Origin of the sequence: Streptomyces sp. R11 (assembly GCF_041051905.1) — a bacterium.
In the GTDB taxonomy this organism is placed as follows: Bacteria; Actinomycetota; Actinomycetes; order Streptomycetales; family Streptomycetaceae; genus Streptomyces.
Genome location: NZ_CP163432.1, coordinates 1,065,857 through 1,081,850 on the forward strand (window position 1 = coordinate 1,065,857; position 15,994 = coordinate 1,081,850).

Here is a 15,994-nt window from a genome sequence, read left to right on the forward strand (position 1 = left end):
GCCCTCTCCTTCAGATGTGCGGAACGTCGTCGGGGATGTCGTAGAAGGTCGGGTGGCGGTAGACCTTGTCGGCGCTGGGCTCGAAGAACGGGTCCTTCTCGTCGCGGGTCGAGGCGGTGATGTGCTCGGAGCGCACCACCCAGATGCTGACGCCCTCGTTGCGTCGCGTGTACAGGTCGCGCGCGTGGGTGAGCGCCATCCGGTCGTCGGCGGCGTGCAGCGAGCCCACGTGGACGTGGTTCAGCCCTCGCTTGCCCCGTACGAACACTTCGTACAGCGGCCATCCCTGCTTGTCGGCGCTCATGCCACCGCTCCCTTTTCCGCACGGGCGGCCTGCTTGGCCGCGTGGGCGGTGGCCGCCTCGCGGACCCAGGCGCCCTCGTCGTGGGCGCTTCTGCGCCGCTCCATCCGCTGGTCGTTGCACGGCCCGTCGCCCTTGATGACCCGCATCAGCTCGTCCCAGTCGGGGGTGCCGAAGTCGTGGTGACCGCGCTCGGCGTTCCAGCGCAGCTCCGGGTCCGGCAGGGTCACGCCGAGCTTCTCGGCCTGCGGGACGGTCATGTCGACGAAGCGCCGGCGCAGCTCGTCGTTGCTGTGCCGCTTGATCTTCCAGGCCATCGACTGCGCGGAGTTGGGCGAGGCGTCGTCGGGCGGGCCGAACATCATCAGCGACGGCCACCACCAGCGGTTCACGGCGTCCTGCACCATCTCGCGCTGGGCGTCGGTGCCGCGCATCATCGTCATCAGCAGCTCGTAGCCCTGCCGCTGGTGGAAGGACTCCTCCTTGCAGATCCGCACCATCGCGCGGGCGTACGGCCCGTACGAACTCCGGCACAGCGGCACCTGGTTGCAGATCGCCGCGCCGTCCACGAACCAGCCGATCACGCCGACGTCGGCGAAGCTCATGGTCGGGTAGTTGAAGATCGACGAGTACTTCTGGCGGCCCTCGATGAGCCGGTCGGTCAGGTCCGCGCGGTCGGCGCCCAGGGTCTCCGCCGCCGAGTACAGGTACAGCCCGTGGCCGGCCTCGTCCTGCACCTTGGCGAAGAGGATCGCCTTGCGGCGCAGCGACGGGGCGCGCGTGATCCACTCGCCCTCGGGCTGCATGCCGATGATCTCCGAGTGGGCGTGCTGCGCGATCTGCCGGATCAGCGTCTTCCGGTAGCCGTCCGGCATCCAGTCGCGCGGCTCGATCCGCTGGTCGCGCGAGATCGTCGCGTCGAAGTGCTCCTGGAGCGGCTCTTCGGGGGGCGCCTCGGCGGAGTGTGAAGTCGTCATCGATTCCCGCTTCCCAACCGACCATTCGTTCGGTATCCAGTGTGACCTGTTTCCGCCGGAGGAGCAAGAGCCTTCCGGCGCGTGAAAACGGCCCAGGACACCCCCGCGGGGTACCTGGGCCGTCTCAGTTCCGGTCGCAGAACGTCACACGTTGGGCACTTTCAGCTTGTCCCAGCTGACCTTGCCGGGGATGCCGTCCGCGTCCTTGCCCTTGAAGCCGAGCTTCTGCTGCCAGGCGGCGTAGGAGCGGCGGTCGGCCTCCGTCCACTCGGGGCTCGGGCCCTCCTCGTAGCGGCCGCACCCCTCGGCGACCAGGCGGCGGCCCATGGCCGTGATGATCGGGGACTTCCGGCCGACGTGGAAGAAGCCGCTGCCCGGGAAGGGCTCGAGCTTCGGCTTGGGCGCCGGCTTCGGGTCCGGGTCGGGCTTTCCTCCGCCGCCCTTCAGCCGCTCCGCGATGCGCCCCCGCATACCGTCCATCGTGAACCCGCGCGGGTCGGTCTTGCCGGGCTGCCATTCCTTGTGGCCGATGACCGAGCGTTCGCTCCAGCCGTGGTGCCGGCAGATCGCGGCCGAGACCTTCTCGATGGCCTCCTTCTGCGCCTCGGGCCAGGGGTCCTTGCCGTCGCCGAGGTTGATGCACTCGAAGCCGTAGAAGTGCGCGTTGCCGTCGGTGTCGGCCTCGTTGTCGTGCGGCAGCTTCGACTCGTTGATCACGGCGCGCAGTACGTCGCTGTCGCCGAGGCCGGCGTGGTTGGCGCGGCCGTTGCCGACGAGGTGGATCTCGCCCTTCTTGTCGATGACGCCGTGGCAGAGCGGGCCGGGCAGGCCGGAGTAGCCGTTGTAGCAGATGTTGACCGACGCCTCGGTGCCCTTGGTGACGGTGTGGTGGATCATCACGCCGTTCACCGGGCCCCAGGGGCCCTTGCTGTTGCGGTTGTGGGTGCGCCAGCTGCGGACCTCGTGGACCTTGAGGCCCTCCGCCCGCAGTATCTCCACCATCTTGGACGCGCTCAGGGGCTTGGCCATTACTCGTCTCCTTCCGCCGCAGCCTCGGCTTCCGCCGTGGTCTGCGACCTCCCGCCCGAGGGGTCTTCCGCCCGCTGTTCCTCGCGGCGCGCCTGCTCCTCCACCGCGAGCGTCGCCTCGTCGGCGGCCGGGATGCTGCCGGCCAGCGGGTTGAAGGCCAGGCGCAGATCGACGGTGCCGCCCTCGCCCTTGACCAGGGCCAGCGGCGCGAAGCCGCGGACGACGCCGGTGGGGCCCTGGAGCAGCGGCCGCCCGGCGGCGTCCGTGGGCCATTCGACGCCGCCGGTGGCGGTGCGGGCGGGGATGATCCAGTGGTCACCGGTGCGGTAGCCGCCGCCCTTGGCGAAGTACACCTCGACGCCGTCCTCCAACGGCACCCACTCCCCCTCCGACACGGGGACCGCACCGCCCTTCAGGGCAGTAGTACGGCCCTTGCGCTTCGGACCGCCGTGGTGGTCCCAGCGGCGCAGGAACGGGTTGAGGTGGGGCAGCCGTCCGACGGCCGGGTCGGGCTCGGCGGACAGCCGGACCCGGCGGCCCGGCAGGTCCAGCTCCTCGACCCGCAGCAGGGGCAGCGGTTCGAGGCGGGAGGCATACGCCGTGTCCGTGAGCTCCACGTGGTCGCCGACGTCGAGGTCCAGCTTGTCGTCGTGGCCGAGGGAGGCCAACTGCACCCAGGTGCCGTCGAGTTCGTCGACGGGGAACACCACCGAGCCGTTCTCGCGCGACCACTTGAAGGTGGCGTCCTCCGCCTCGCCGCCCGCGTGCACCTCGACGCGGTACAGCTGGTTCTCCTGGCCGCGGTAGCGGGCGTCCGGCTTGACCAGGCAGGGGTCCTCGTCGGCGTGGTCGGGCCGCTCGCTGCGGGCGGCGAGGCGTGCGGTGGGCGTGGCCTGCTTCTGCGCCCACTTGTCGAAGGCGGCCCGTACGACCTCCCTGGACGGGTCGGCCTCCTCGATGTCCAGCGCGGCCAGCGACAGCGGCAGCACCTGCCAGACGACCTTCAGGCGGGCCGCGGTGTCCGGCATCGCCGCGCCGAGCGCGACCTCGCGCAGGGCGGGGTCCTCGGCGGCGGAGACGGTGCGCTCCCAGACCTGCAGATACACCAGGAACGGCGTCTGGGCCGGCGAGGGCAGCCGGTCGCCGGGCTTCTCCGGGTCACGGAAGCCGTCGGGCTGGTCCCAGTAGGTCCAGTGCGCGGGCGGGACGGCGGTGTCCTGTTCCTCGGCGTCGTCGTCCGTCACCGGCACGCCGGGCGCCGGGCGGGTCGCGTCCAGCAGGATGCCGTCGACGTAGTAGCGGCCGCCGTGGATGAGCAGCGTGTCGATGTCGTGCTTGCCGCCCACGTAGTCGATCTTGAATCCCGCGGCGTCGCGCGGCCCGCCGTGCCGGCCGATCAGGTCGGCGGCGAGGGTGCGGGCCTGGTGGAGCTGGATCGCGGTCTGCTCGTTGATGTCGGCGTCGAGCTGGACGCGGCCCTGCTGGGCGACGACCGCCGAGTAACGCCGCTCCGGGCGGAACGTGAGGCGGGAGAGGTCAGCGTGCATGAAGGGGGTCCCCCTGGTTCAGGAAAGTGCGGGTAGGGCTTGCGGCGGCGGCGCGCACGTCATGGGTCATGTCTCGCCTCACGTCACGAAGAAGATCCCGGCGTCCGTGCCGGCCGGGGTGTACTCCGCGAGCCGCGCCCTGAGGCCGTCCTCGCGCTGCGGCCGGTACAGGTCGTGGAAGGCGCCCATCTCGGCGCCGTCGTCCGAGCCACGCCGGATCTCCTGCGCGCACCGGTCGGCGAGCAGCCCGTACCAGGGCGTCCCGTAGCGCTCGGAGGTGAACAACGGCCGTACCCGACCGGCCTGTTCGGGCCCGGCAAGGTCGGGCTGGCAGCGGTACCGGCGCGGGGTGCGCGACCCGGCGGGCACGGACGAGTACCGCAGGCAGCCGATGCCGCGCCTGGCCACGTGGAGCCTGCCCGTGAAGATCGAGTTCTCGGCGATCTGCACGGCGTGCGTGAAGATCTCGCCGATCACGGTGGTGCGGTGCAGATGCAGCACCGCATGCGCGTGGCGGCAGTCCGGCGCGGAGAGGGCCTCGCGGCCGGGGCCGGTGGCGTCGAGGATGCTGTCGCGCAGGTGGATGTCGAGGGGTTCCTCGCTCACCTCGTCGCCGATGACCTCGATGGTGCCGAGGATGCTGTGCTCGACCTGGAGGCACGCGGTGGTGCGCTCCAGCACGATGCTGGGCTCCTCCGGCGAGTGCGGATCGCACTCCGGCTCCAGCGACCAGCCCGGTACGAGCGTGGAGTGCCGTATGACGACCGCGCCCATGGGTCCGGTGACATTGATGCCGCGTCCGGCGACCAGCAGGCCGTCGAGGACGATGCGCGGCCGCTCGTGCGGGGCGCAGTCCTCCGACACCGCACGGATGTTGAGGGCGTCCGGGCGGTTGCTGTACCAGTCGAGGAGGCGTATCACCGGCCTGGTGCCCTCGGCCGCGCGGACCTCCAGGCGGTCGCCCGGGTCGAGGTCGAAGTCCAACTGCTCCTGGTAGGCGCCGCTGTGCGTGATCTCGATGACACCGGCGGGGCCGGTCCGGTCCGCGCGGCGGTCGTGCTGCCAGGCCCGGTAGGCGTCCATGATCTGGCGGTACGGCTGCCCGGGGCCGACCCGGTAGACCTCGGCGTCGGGACGCGGCTCCCGGTCCAGGCGGTCGTACTCGCCGCCGCCCATGTCCGCGCCGAACGCGTGGTGGTAGTCCACCCACACTCCCTGCCGGGGGGCCGAGCGCGACCCGAAGGCGATCCGCCCGAGCTCCGGGTCGACGGCCACCTGCCCGCGCTTGGGCCGGTAGCGCCAGTCGGACAGGTCGGCGACCACGATGTCGGACGGCGGGACCGGCTGGTCCTCGCCGTCGCGCCGGATGACGAGGCTCTTGCCGGGGCCGTAGTAGTCGGCGAGCCGGTCGTGGAGCCGGCGCCGGCTGATGAACGCCGGGACGTTGTCGACGGTCGCGATGTGCGTGGGCGACGGCTCCGGGAAGGGCTTGGTGACCAGCGGGGTGTCGTTGCCCAGGATCGAGAAGGTGTAGAGGTTGCGAGCGCGGTCGATGCAGTACGCCGGGGACTGCGTCAGCGAATGCGCCTTCAGTCGCCAGACGAAGAGGGCGACCCCGGCCGGAGACCAACCCCCTTGCCGGTGCCGTGAGTTGGCGCGACGAACGTCGACCGTGCGTGCCGTCGCACCGAAGGGGCCGCCCGCGAGGTCGAGGGCCGAGTTGTCGCGCAGGTCGACGAGGCGCCCGCGCTCGCCGCGGTGGACGCCTGTGTCGCCGTAGAGCTTCACGGGCTGGGTGTGGGAGACCTGCCGGGACAGCTCGACGGCGCGAGCGGGCCAGCCGGTGACACGCTCGGAGAGTTCCTCCAGGAGGTGGAGGGTGCCCTTGCGGCGGCGGTTGGCGACCGTCGCGGCCACGTCGGCGCGCGGGGCGACGGCCTCGGCGAGCGCGGCGAGGCCACCGTCGTGCAGGCCGGTCGTGAGGACCCGTTCGTAGCCGGGCAGGGTGCGATAGCCGACCAGGTCGCCGAGGTAGGGCAGCACCCAGGGCGCCGCCGTCTCCACGAACAGGTCCTCGTAGCCCTGCGCGACGCCGTCGCGCACCCGGTCGATCTGCTCGGCCATCACCGCCAGCAGCGCGCGCAGCGGCTCGCCCTCCTCGGCGTCGCGCAGCAGGTGCCAGCGGGGCAGCAGGGCGGCGAGCCCGTCCGGCTCCCTGGACGTGGTCGCCGGGGTCGTCGTATCGAACTGGACGTCCGGGGACATCACTTGACCTCCGTCAGAATCAGGGTGTCCGCGGCCTTCGGCGACAGCAGCGCGAGCTGGGCCGGGCGGATACCGCGGAAGACGAACACCGAACGGCCCTTCGCCAGGCGCCGGGTGTCGGTGATGTCGGGGTTGAGGCGCAGGAGTTCGGCGAGCGGGGCGGCGTACTTGGCGCTGATCTCCGACAGCGTCTCGCCGTTCTCGGCGCGGACGGTGTGGATCCTCTCGTCGTACGTCGCCCGGTACGCCGGGACCGATGCCTTGGGCGGTCCGGGCTCGGTGAGGATCTCGGTGAGTTCCTCGGGGGTGGCGGACGCGGGGACGCCGGTGAAGACGTCCACGTCCACGTAGTCGACGCCGGGCACCAGGTGGGCCGTGGCCAGGACGTCCGAGAGGCGTGCCGGTCGGCCCAACTCCAGTCCCTCGTAGCCGAGTCGGCCGAGCAGTGCCTGGCGCAGGCGCGGCTCGACGACCTCCCAGGTGTGGTCCGGGGCCACCTTCACCTTGGCGGCGAGGAGCAGCAGGACCAGCTCGCGTGCGTCCACCCGGACCGGGAGGTTGCTGTCCCCGTACTCGGTCAGCGCGCCGCGCAGGGCCCTGAGCGTGTCCGAGTCGCCGTCGATCGGCACGTCGTCGGTGCCCGCGACCGTCACGTGGAGCACGCGCCGCCGCCCGTCGAAGAGTTCACGCGCCGACGCCCGGCCGATGCCGGCGCGGGAGCGGGCGAAGTCCTCGTAGTCGGACGCGGAGACCAGGCGGTCCAGCGCCGAGACAGCGAGCGGGACCGTACGGCGGGTCAGGCCGGGGCCGTCCGCGTCCGCGCCGCCCTTCGCCGGACGCGGGTTGGTCACCTGGGTGACGCCGAGCGGCCGGGTGAGGGGCTGGCTGACGCGGTCGGCGGCGACGTTGGCGGCCTTGCCGGTGCCGAAGCGGTAGCGGGCCCGGACGTTCTCGTGCCCGGACGGCAGTCGGGCGCCGTTGACCCCGTCGCCGAAGGTCACCGTCGTACGGCCGTCGGCGGTGGAGCCGGTGATGTAGACACGCTCGCCCGGGCCGCGTCCGGCGAGGCTGTCGACCTCGCGCCACAGGACGCCGTCGACCCGGACCTCGAGCACCGGGGTGGCGCCGAGGGGGTTGTCGTCGGCGAGCCAGGTCAGCGGGGACTGCCAGAGCGCGAAGGTCTGGTTCACGCGGTCGGAGTCACCGCTGCCGATGGCCTCCTCGCGGCTCTCGCCGTGGGTGGCCTCGACGACGTTGCCGAGGATCCTGACGGTCTCGCGGCGGTAGCGGTGAGCGAGGTCGGCGGTCAGGGTCAGCCGGGTGTGGACGTGGTCGCCCGGCAGTTGGGGATCGACCGCAGGGTCCGCGGAGGCGACGGTGACCACCTCGGTGGCCCGCACGCCCGCCGTGCCGGGGATGTCGGTGCGTTCGCCGCTGACGACGAGCGCACGTCCGGCCCTCAACCCGTCGTACAGCTGGGCGAGTTCGATCTCGTTGCCGTGGACGTCCTCGCCCAGCGGTTCGTCCGCGAGGCGGAGCGGCTCGCCGGCCGCGTGGACGGTGGTGTCGCGGATGTGGGAGAGCAGGACGTCGAACTCGTCCAACCACGGTGCGGCGAGGGTGAGTTCGGTGCCGCGGCCGGTGATGCCGTAGTTGGTGTACGCGGCCGTACGCGCCGCGACGACCTGGGTGGTGACGAACGCGAGCTCGGTGTCGCCCGGTACGCCGTCCTGGACGCCCTTGGCGGGGCGCTGGATCGCGACCCAGCTGCCGACCGTGATGCCGGTGTGGACCGTGTCCAGCTGGAGGACGCGACGGTTGAGGGGCTCGGGCTTGCTGGCGATGACGACCTCGACGTTGGGCTCGGTGGTGCCCACCGTGTACTTCAGGCTGACCTCGTACTCGCCGTGCGTGAACTGCTCGTTCGTGTTCGGCCGCAGGGCGATCTGCTCCGACGTGCCGTTGTGGACGCCGACGTGGACCAGGCCCTCGTCATCCGGTCGGGACACGAAGAGGGTGCGCTCGGGCAGGCCCGATTGGAGGCTGGCCGTGACGCCGGGCTCCTGGGAGTCGGCGGGCCGTCGGTTGAGCCGGTTGAGGTCACGGTCCTGGCCGGAGCGCACGGACAGCTCGACCTGGCCCGTGCCGAGGGGGAACCTGACCGGCTGGACGACCGGCAGGTTCTCGGCGCGCTGGTCGGAGCTGCTGCCCTCGACGTACTGGAACTCCGCACGCACCGGCGTCCGGCCCGCCGTGTCGTACACGACCCGCATGCTCGCCAGCACGGCGCCGGTGAGCGGCCAGTCGGCGGTGCGGATGACCCGGCCGCGGTCGTCCTGGACCGGCTTGAGCGGGGCCGTGGCGCCGAAGGGGGCGGCCGTGACGCGCATGGCGAGCAGTTCACGCAGGAGCTGCGGGGTGCCGGGGGCGGCGGCCGTCCGCCAGGCCGGGTAGAGGGTGCCGAGTCCGGGGTTCAGGACGGAGAGCAGGCGCGCGGTGTCGGTGCCGGGGCGCTGGGTGCCGGTGCCGCCACCCTGGGGGGTGAGGGTCGCTCCGCGCAGGGCGGGCAGGACGGCGCCCAGGGTTCGCAGGGCAGCCGCGCGCGGGTCCACCCCGCTCCCCAGGGGCTGCGTCCGCTCGTCCTCGGTGGGCTGGGCGGGCGCCAACTCCATTGCGCGCTCGGCCAGTTCTGCGAGCACCGCCTCCAGTTGCTCGAACCAGGCCGCCACGTCCTCATAGGGCTCGGCCAGTACCTTCGCCTCACCCAGCCGCGCGACCGGCTCCGCAAGGCGGGCCGCGAGCCGCTCGGGGGTCTTGATGCCGTCCAGGTCGTCCCGCAGAGGCGCGAGGACCTGGTCCTCGAAGTCCTCGATCAGCCGGCTGACCGGCCGTGGATTGGGGACCTCGGGCGTGGGTGGCTCGTCGCCCGGCTCGCCCGGCACCTGCGGGGCGGCGGTCCAGCGCCGTACCTCGTCGACGAGTTCCTTCAGGGTCGGCGGGGCCGACTTCGGCAGGGAGATCGCCGTGATCTCGTCCTCCCGGTCGACACGCGCCTTGGCGACCGGGAGCAACTTGCGCTCACCGCCCGCCTGTTCACCGAAGACGAAGAGCAACTGGACGCCCGTCTGCAGGGAGTTCGCCGTACCTTCCACGAACAGCTCCGAGCGGCGCTCCAGGTCCTCGGGCGTGACGAGGGAGGGACGCCGGCGGCGCACCTTCAGCTCGTTCCAGTCCCAGCGGGCCGTCAGGTCCCGGCTGGTCTCGAAGGTGAGGGACTGCTCGCCGGCCGAGGCGGGCACGCTGTGGCTGCGGGCGCCGCGCGGGATCAGCACGGGCAGGGCTTCGGCGCGCGGGTCGCGTTCCAGGGTGTACGCCAGGTGGGTGGCGGCCGCGACGCCGGGGCGCGGGCGGTGGCCGACGAGGCGGCCGAGCAGGACCAGGGAGCGGTGCTCGTTGGCCGTGCGGATGTAGGCCTCGTCCGCGATGCGCTCGGAGTGGAAGGTGAGCAGGTCGCCGAGTACGGCCGTGGCGTCCAGCAGGCCGATCGCAGGGTCGTCCGGGGTGCGCACGGTCAGGCCGTTGAGGGCCGGGTACGCCGGTGAGGCGAGGCGGTCGAGCAGGGCGGCCAGGAAGGAGCCGTACTCGCCGACGCGGTAGTCGAGGGCGGTGCGGCCGGGCGGGTTGTGCACGGGGGCCGGGGCGAGGCGCTCGTCGTGGCCGTCGCGGCAGGCGCCGCCGCAGCCGCACTCGTCGGTCGTCGTGCCCCGGTCGGTGATCGGGCCTTCGGTCATCGGGCACCTCCCAGGGAAATCGCCAGCCGGCCGTTCTCCGGCCGGTCCGGGTCGTTGTCGCAGGTGGCGATCTCCAGCGGGCCGAGCCGCAGCACGCCGTCCTCCTTCTCTCCTCGGTCCGGTGCGAACAGCCGTTGCAGCCGGGTGACCTGGACGCTCTCCACCCCGGGCACGGCCGCCGCGACGGCGACGAGGCGGCTGAGCCGCACCGGTTCGCCGAAGGTCAGCGCGTCCGGGTGGAAGAAGCCCCGCACACCGCGGCCGAGCACGCGGTACAGCTCGGCCAGGATCTGCCCGTGCTGATGGCCCGGCTTCGCACAGACGGTCAGCTCGATGTCCAGCGGGACCGGACGTGCGGCGCCGACGACGACGTCGTGGCCGATGCGCCGGTACGGCTCCAGGGCCTGGGCGACCGAGGTGAGCAGCTCGGCCGACGGCGCGCCGATGCCGTACGCGTCTACGGCGACATGCGCCTCCTGGACGCTGCCGGTCCAGCGCAGCTCCGCTGCGGCGCGCTGTACGCCGGGCAGGGCGGTGGCGAGGGCGGCGTAGTCCTCGGCGGTGACCGCGCGCAGTCGGGTGCGGCGCAGGTCGAGGGGGGCCAACTGGCGTACCTGCTCGACGGGTTCGGGTTCCGTGCCACCGACGGCCGGCAGCGGGTTGCGCACCACGGCGGCGGGCGGCGGCTCGCAGTCGGCCTGAACGACCAGGTGGTTGATGGCCTCCGCGCCGACGTTGCCGGCCTTGCCGCCGCCGAGGCGGTAGTGCAGGGCGAGCCGGGACCCGGGCGTCGGCCTCGCGCCGTGCCGTCCGTCGCCGAAGCGCAGGCCGAGGCGGCCGTCGTCCTCCAGCTCGCCGACGAAGTGCCGGTCGCGGGGGCCGCTGGCCAGCAGGTCGCGGCGCGGCTGCCACACGGCGTCCTCGTCGTCGCCCTCGTGGACGCGTACGGCGGGCAGGGCGTGCCGCGGATCCTGCGCGAGCGCGTCCGTCGCGGAGCCGCGCAGCACCGTCTCGTCGGGGTGCAGCCCGGTCGCGTAGGCGGTGCCCCAACTGTGCGCGATCTCCCAGGCGATGTGCCCGTCGAGCACGGTGCCGGCACGGGCACGTGCCGTGAGGACCTCGACCCGTCGCACCTTGGTGTCGAGCAACTGGTCGCTGCGGTGGAGGAGCTCACGCAGGGCACGCACGGGATGGCGATGGAGTTCGATGTGCTCCAGGATCCTCAAGCCGAAGATCACGGCGAGTTCGTTGATCTCCCGCTCGGAGAGTCCGTCCCGGTCGCGGGCGCTGCGCCACAGCTCGACGAGGCGCTGCCGGACCCGCCCCGGGATCGCCGCTATCCGCTCGGCCTGCCCGGCTGCGACGGTGGCCGGCTCGGGGAACGGCACCGTCTGCGCGACGGGCGCGCGACCGAGGACGGGACGGAAGCGGGGCTGGATCCCCGGGTAGACGGACTGGGCGAGCAGGGTGCGCAGGGCGGCCGCCTGGGCGTACGCCGTACCGGGCACGACGCGTTCGTGGCGCTGGCCGGCGCGTTCCAGGCCGAGTCCGGCGCGGTTGGTGGCCGGCTCGCCGACGACTTCGAAGAGCTCGCGGATGTCATCGGCGGTGAGGGCGACACCGGATTCCGCGCTGTCCGTGAGGGAGTTGACGAGCCGGGCGGGGGCGTTTCCCTCTTCACGGTCGTGGCAGCCGAAGGCGGGCCGGTCGCAGGAGGCGACCTCGGCCGGGACCTGCGGGACGGTGAACGTCTCGGGGAGCCCGTGCAGGGTTCGGCCGTGGTCGACCAGGACGAGGTTGCCGCGCGCGAGGGTCACGTCGTCGACGGGCAGACAGTCGCGTCCGCCGCGGGTGGTGAGGCAGAGCGGGAAGCGCAGGGCGTCCGCGGCGGCCCACGTCACTTCCAGCACCGGCTGGTCCTCGATGCGGTCCACGGCCGGGGTGACGGACGTCAGCCGGACGGCCTGGCGATGGCTCGGGTCCGCGTCGCCGGGGGTGCCGGTGCGCGGGCCCTTGACCTCCTCCAGGACGAGCACGTCCCCGGGCCTGAGATCTAGTCGCCGTTCCCGGCAGGTCTCCGGGTCCACCCACTCGTCGCGCAGGGTCGCGGAGGTGGCGCCCTTGGACAGGGTGCACACCTCGCCGCCCCAGCTCCACAGGCGGATCGCGTTGTGGGCGACGCGCAGCTCCAGCGGGTCGGCGGTGACGACCGGTTCGAAGACCTCCACCGAGCCGCGCTCGTCGAGGTCGCCGAGGTCGGTCTCGTCGATGACCGTGCCCGGTTCGGGCCGGTCGTGCGGGTCGAGGGTGCGGACGTCGACGGAGGCGAAACGGTAGGTGCCCGGCGCGAGGGTGTGGTCCCCTGCGGCCTCGACGGCGACATACGCGCGCGCCGCACACCCGTCGTGCATCGCGTAGTCGATCAGCCGGACGTGCCGCCGTACGGAGACGCGGCGACGCGCGGTGTCGAGGTAGGCCTCGGTGGCGACGGCGTCCTGCTGGTAGCTGATCTGGTCGCCGGTGTACGCGAGCAGTTCGACGAGCGTCACACCCAGGTCGGCGGGGTTGCGCTCGACCCAGTCGGGTGTGGTGAGCGCGAGCCGGTCCAGGAGCAGCTTGCGGATGGTCTCGTAGTCGCGGGCGGTGTAGTCGACGACGGGAGCGGACGGGAAGTCCGAGGCAGGCTGCTCCTCCTCCTTGCAGTCGAAGGGAGTCGGGCAGTCCGGCCGGAAGGCGAAGGTCGCGCTGTGGTAGCGCTGGTCGAAGCCGCGGTACGGCTCTGTGCCGGGCCGTCCGTACGGGTCGGTCTCCACCAGGGAGAGCCGGTAGCGGGAGGTGTCGCCGGCCCGGTCGAGGGTGACGTAGAGGCGGTCGTCGAGCTCGGGGTCCTCCTCGCGCTCCACGCTGACGTCCACGGCGGTGATGCCGGTGATACGGCGGCCGCCGTCGACGCGGACGTTCTCGGGGCCGAGGCCGTGCGGGGCCTTGCCGAGGAAGGTGACGGTGAGCAGCAGGCCGTCGTCGCCGACCTCGACGGCGTCGATGCCGTTGAGCTGGGCGGCGCGGACCTTGGACCGACGGGAAGTGGTCGCGGTCGTCCCGGTCATGCCGTGGCCCTCCCTTCGAAGACGTCGTCGCGTCGGGCGCCGTCGGCGCGTATCAGGTACGACAGGTACACGCGGACGACGTTGTCCTCGCTGACCACGTCGAGGGCCTCCACGTCGATGAGGTCGCCGAGCCAGCGCTGGAGCGAGGCCTGGACGGAGAGTTCGAGGGTGCTGATGAGTTCCGGGCTGGTCGGGGCGAAGACCAGGTCGAGGAGCCCGCAGCCGAAGTCGGGACGCATGACGCGCTCGCCGGGGCTGGTGAACAGCAGTTGCTCGATGAGGTCGTGCACGTGCTCGCCGCGCGTGGCGTGCGCGGTACGGCCCCGGCGGTCGGCGCGGAAGGGAAAGGCGATGTCGGAACGGGGCCTCGTTCCCCGGCTGGTGGGGCTCATCGGACATTGACCTTTCGCTGCGTGACCTGTACGACGGGCGGTCCCTGCGGCACGAAGGCCGCCGAGAAGCACTGGGCCGCGGAGGTGTCGAGCAGCACGGGCGCGCCGTCGACGGTGATCCCGGAGCCGTCCGCGGTCCAGCGGACCGTCACGCACGGCGAGGGCACGCGGTTCACGGTGTGCGGACAGCCGGTCACCACGTAGCTGTGCGCGGCCGTGGCGGCGGCGGCGCCCGCGAGGCGTACGCCGCCGGAGGATGTGGTGGCGGGCGCGACGCGGCCGCCGTGCGGACAGCCGATCACGGCACCGGCGTCGAGCAGAGTCCCGGGCATGGTTCGTGGTCCCCCGTATTCCTTCATCGCTTTCATCGCTTTCATCGCTCTCGTCGCGGTCATCGCGTGCATCGCGGTCATCGCCGGCGTCGCTGTGATCGCTGTCATCGCCGTCATCGCTTCGAGAGCACGGTCAACTGGCCTTCGTTGATGGTCACTTCATTGCCGCGCAGCAGGATCTCGGCGCCCGCGCCGGTCGAGATGACCACGGCCTCCTTGGTGATGCGGATGTAGGCGCCACCCTGGGCCTGGAGCAGAATCCCCTGCTCGGCGCCGGGCGTGTCATTCATGACGAGCTTGTGCGCCTGCGGCGTCTGCACGACGACGGGCTTGTTGGGCGAGCCGGCCTGGAGCTCGCGGCGCGCGTCGGGCGGCAGCTCGTCCGCGGCCCCGTACCAGCACCCGGTCCACACGGGGAAGCTGGGATCCCCCTGCTCGAACTCCACCCACACGCCCGCCCCGGGCGGCGGCACCACGAACTGCCCCGACTGGGGCCCGGTGAACGGCAGACAGGGCAGCGCCCACGTCGACGGCTCGTCGCCGAGGACGTCCGGGACCTCGACGGTGATACGGCCGATGCGCAGCGGGTCGTCGTTGCTGACGACCCGGCCGCGGAACTTGCCGAGGTAGCGATTGCTGGGTGCCGCCATGGTGGAGGTGCTCCTGGTCGATGGGACTGAGGTGTGGGGTGGGTGTGGGGGTGGGTGGGTGTCTGGGTGTCTGCGGCTTACGGCCGGACGTAGTCGCTGCGGGCTTCGAGCCCCTCTCTGGAGAGGGTGAAGTTCTGCTGGTACGAGCCCGGACGCAGGTTGTGGGTGACGGACTTGACGTAGTAGTCGCCGTCGTAGGCCCGGCCCGCGCCGCGTACGCCGACGAGCTGGCGGGGCTGGAGGATGTAGCCGTGCCGGTTGACGTCGAGCGAGCCGGAGCCGGAGACCACGTCGGCGGACACGGCCGCGCGGGCGAGGAGTTCGGCCTCGGCCTGCTCGCGCTGCTGCTTTGCGGTGCCGGAGAGCGTCCTGCGCTTCAGGGCCGGGGTGGGCCGCTTGCCCAGGGGCGGGCGCAGCGGGCTGATCGACGGTTGCGGAAGCAGGGCGGACTGCCGGGTCTCGGGGTTCTGCCAGCGGGCCTGCGGCTCTTCCCGGGCCGTCCCGTCGTACGCGAACGTCATCTGGTCGACGGTCGAGTTGGCGTCCATGTTGACGTTGAGGGCGTGCTGACGGATGCCGAGGCGGACTTCCGGCCCCCACCGGGCGGAGGACTGACCGGGGTTGGGACCGGGCTCCAGGTAGAAGGTGTACCCGTTCGCGCGGGCGAGCTCGGTGACGTACTGGAGGTCGGTGCCCGTCTGGTAGTGCACGCGGAGGTCCTGGTGCGGGGGTTGGGCGACCTTCTCGGTGTAGACGTCGGGCCGGACGCCGTAGTCGGAGTAGCGGCGCAGGATGTTGAGCACGCGCTCGGACGGCGGGAGGTTGGGATAGCGGGCGGTGCGCTCCTCGAGATCCATGAGCAGCGTCAGGTCCTCCCCGGTGACGGTGAGGGTGGAGTGACCGGGCTGGTTGCTGGCGCCGACCTCGTGGCGGACGACGAGCCCGTCGAAGAGGACGTCCGGGGTGCCCTTGACGCTGACGGTGACGATGATCCGGGTCTTGGGATCGAAGAACCCCTCGGGCAGCAGCCGTCGGCTGATGATCCCGTTCTTGGTGAGGTCGAAGGCGATCTGAAAACCGCTGCGCTCCCCCGCCGTGGCGGTGATCTGCGCGGACAGCAGGGCCTCGGTGACCTCGGCCGGGACGGGCCGGGCGAGCTTCGGCCCCATGAGGAGCGTGAGGTGCACGGGGCCCTGCCCCACGGGCAGATCAAACACGCCGGTCTCCCCTGCCGCCGGGGAACCCGCCGGCCAGCGGGATGTCGATGACGCGCCCGGCCTCGTCGGTCAACTCGCGTGGATCGAGTACGGGATTGGCGTCGGCGATCTGCCACCACTGGCCGACGTCGCCGAAGTAGCGCTGAGCGAGCAGGTCGGGACGCTCGCCGGCGCCGACGGTGTGGGGCTGGGTGAGGTCGCCGTCGGGGGTCGGGTCGAGAGGGGGCAGCAAACGGCGCTTGGTGTACCGGACTTCGCTGCCGTCGGGACGGCGATGGATGCCGATCTCGGCGTCGTGGTAGCGGCTGGTACGTGGATAGGGGTGTGCTCCCGGTATGGCGTCCAGGGCGTTCTCGTACGGCTCGATCTCAGCCATGGTTGTCCTC

The 15,994-nt window shown here is 72.2% G+C and carries 12 protein-coding genes; all 12 read right to left on the reverse strand.

All coding sequences use genetic code 11. From position 1 onward, the window contains the following. Positions 1-10: 10 nt before the first annotated feature. Positions 11-304 carry a 1,2-phenylacetyl-CoA epoxidase subunit PaaB gene (gene paaB / locus AB5J55_RS04900; RefSeq protein WP_328429416.1) on the reverse strand — a complete coding sequence of 98 codons (294 nt, stop codon included), beginning with the start codon at positions 302-304 and terminating at the stop codon, positions 11-13. Beyond that, positions 301-1,278 carry a 1,2-phenylacetyl-CoA epoxidase subunit PaaA gene (gene paaA, locus AB5J55_RS04905; protein WP_328883354.1) on the reverse strand — a complete coding sequence of 326 codons (978 nt, stop codon included), beginning with the start codon at positions 1,276-1,278 and terminating at the stop codon, positions 301-303. The genes paaB and paaA overlap by 4 nt, the downstream gene beginning before the upstream one ends. 144 nt (positions 1,279-1,422) lie before the next feature. Further along, entirely contained in the window at positions 1,423-2,307 is an 885-nt protein-coding gene (locus tag AB5J55_RS04910; RefSeq protein WP_369269468.1) for a peptidoglycan-binding protein, read from the reverse strand. Further along, a complete protein-coding gene (locus AB5J55_RS04915; RefSeq protein ID WP_369269469.1) occupies positions 2,307-3,854 on the reverse strand; it encodes a DUF6519 domain-containing protein in 1,548 nt (515 codons plus the stop codon). The genes AB5J55_RS04910 and AB5J55_RS04915 overlap by 1 nt, the downstream gene beginning before the upstream one ends. A gap of 78 nt (positions 3,855-3,932) precedes the next feature. Then, complete coding sequence (locus AB5J55_RS04920; RefSeq protein WP_369269470.1) at positions 3,933-6,119, reverse strand: hypothetical protein; 2,187 nt, start codon at positions 6,117-6,119, stop codon at positions 3,933-3,935. After that, the gene (locus tag AB5J55_RS04925; protein WP_369269471.1) at positions 6,119-9,910 is read right to left on the reverse strand and encodes a putative baseplate assembly protein; all 3,792 of its coding nucleotides are present in this window, start codon (positions 9,908-9,910) and stop codon (positions 6,119-6,121) included. The genes AB5J55_RS04920 and AB5J55_RS04925 overlap by 1 nt, the downstream gene beginning before the upstream one ends. Beyond that, on the reverse strand, positions 9,907-13,017 hold the full coding sequence (locus AB5J55_RS04930) for a putative baseplate assembly protein (RefSeq protein ID WP_369269472.1): 3,111 nt from the start codon (positions 13,015-13,017) through the stop codon (positions 9,907-9,909). The genes AB5J55_RS04925 and AB5J55_RS04930 overlap by 4 nt, the downstream gene beginning before the upstream one ends. Beyond that, on the reverse strand, positions 13,014-13,409 hold the full coding sequence (locus tag AB5J55_RS04935; protein WP_369269473.1) for a GPW/gp25 family protein: 396 nt from the start codon (positions 13,407-13,409) through the stop codon (positions 13,014-13,016). Before AB5J55_RS04935 ends, AB5J55_RS04930 begins: the two co-directional genes overlap by 4 nt. Beyond that, entirely contained in the window at positions 13,406-13,741 is a 336-nt protein-coding gene (locus AB5J55_RS04940; protein ID WP_369269474.1) for a hypothetical protein, read from the reverse strand. Before AB5J55_RS04940 ends, AB5J55_RS04935 begins: the two co-directional genes overlap by 4 nt. Before the next feature lie 113 nt (positions 13,742-13,854). Further along, positions 13,855-14,391, reverse strand: a complete 537-nt coding sequence (locus AB5J55_RS04945; protein WP_328429409.1) for a phage baseplate assembly protein V — start codon at positions 14,389-14,391, stop codon at positions 13,855-13,857. 77 nt (positions 14,392-14,468) lie between these two features. After that, positions 14,469-15,608, reverse strand: coding sequence for a hypothetical protein (locus AB5J55_RS04950; protein ID WP_369269475.1), 1,140 nt, complete (start codon positions 15,606-15,608; stop codon positions 14,469-14,471). Beyond that, the gene (locus AB5J55_RS04955; RefSeq protein ID WP_369269476.1) at positions 15,601-15,984 is read right to left on the reverse strand and encodes a hypothetical protein; all 384 of its coding nucleotides are present in this window, start codon (positions 15,982-15,984) and stop codon (positions 15,601-15,603) included. The genes AB5J55_RS04950 and AB5J55_RS04955 overlap by 8 nt, the downstream gene beginning before the upstream one ends. Positions 15,985-15,994: the final 10 nt, after the last annotated feature.

Bases quoted from the DNA above. Each gene is read 5' to 3' on its own strand.
- paaB (WP_328429416.1), bottom strand. From the start codon at position 304: ATGAGCGCCGACAAGCAGGGATGGCCGCTGTACGAAGTGTTCGTACGG.
- paaA (WP_328883354.1), bottom strand. From the start codon at position 1,278: ATGACGACTTCACACTCCGCCGAGGCGCCCCCCGAAGAGCCGCTCCAG.
- AB5J55_RS04910 (WP_369269468.1), bottom strand. From the start codon at position 2,307: ATGGCCAAGCCCCTGAGCGCGTCCAAGATGGTGGAGATACTGCGGGCG.
- AB5J55_RS04915 (WP_369269469.1), bottom strand. From the start codon at position 3,854: ATGCACGCTGACCTCTCCCGCCTCACGTTCCGCCCGGAGCGGCGTTAC.
- AB5J55_RS04920 (WP_369269470.1), bottom strand. From the start codon at position 6,119: ATGTCCCCGGACGTCCAGTTCGATACGACGACCCCGGCGACCACGTCC.
- AB5J55_RS04925 (WP_369269471.1), bottom strand. From the start codon at position 9,910: ATGACCGAAGGCCCGATCACCGACCGGGGCACGACGACCGACGAGTGC.
- AB5J55_RS04930 (WP_369269472.1), bottom strand. From the start codon at position 13,017: ATGACCGGGACGACCGCGACCACTTCCCGTCGGTCCAAGGTCCGCGCC.
- AB5J55_RS04935 (WP_369269473.1), bottom strand. From the start codon at position 13,409: ATGAGCCCCACCAGCCGGGGAACGAGGCCCCGTTCCGACATCGCCTTT.
- AB5J55_RS04940 (WP_369269474.1), bottom strand. From the start codon at position 13,741: ATGCCCGGGACTCTGCTCGACGCCGGTGCCGTGATCGGCTGTCCGCAC.
- AB5J55_RS04945 (WP_328429409.1), bottom strand. From the start codon at position 14,391: ATGGCGGCACCCAGCAATCGCTACCTCGGCAAGTTCCGCGGCCGGGTC.
- AB5J55_RS04955 (WP_369269476.1), bottom strand. From the start codon at position 15,984: ATGGCTGAGATCGAGCCGTACGAGAACGCCCTGGACGCCATACCGGGA.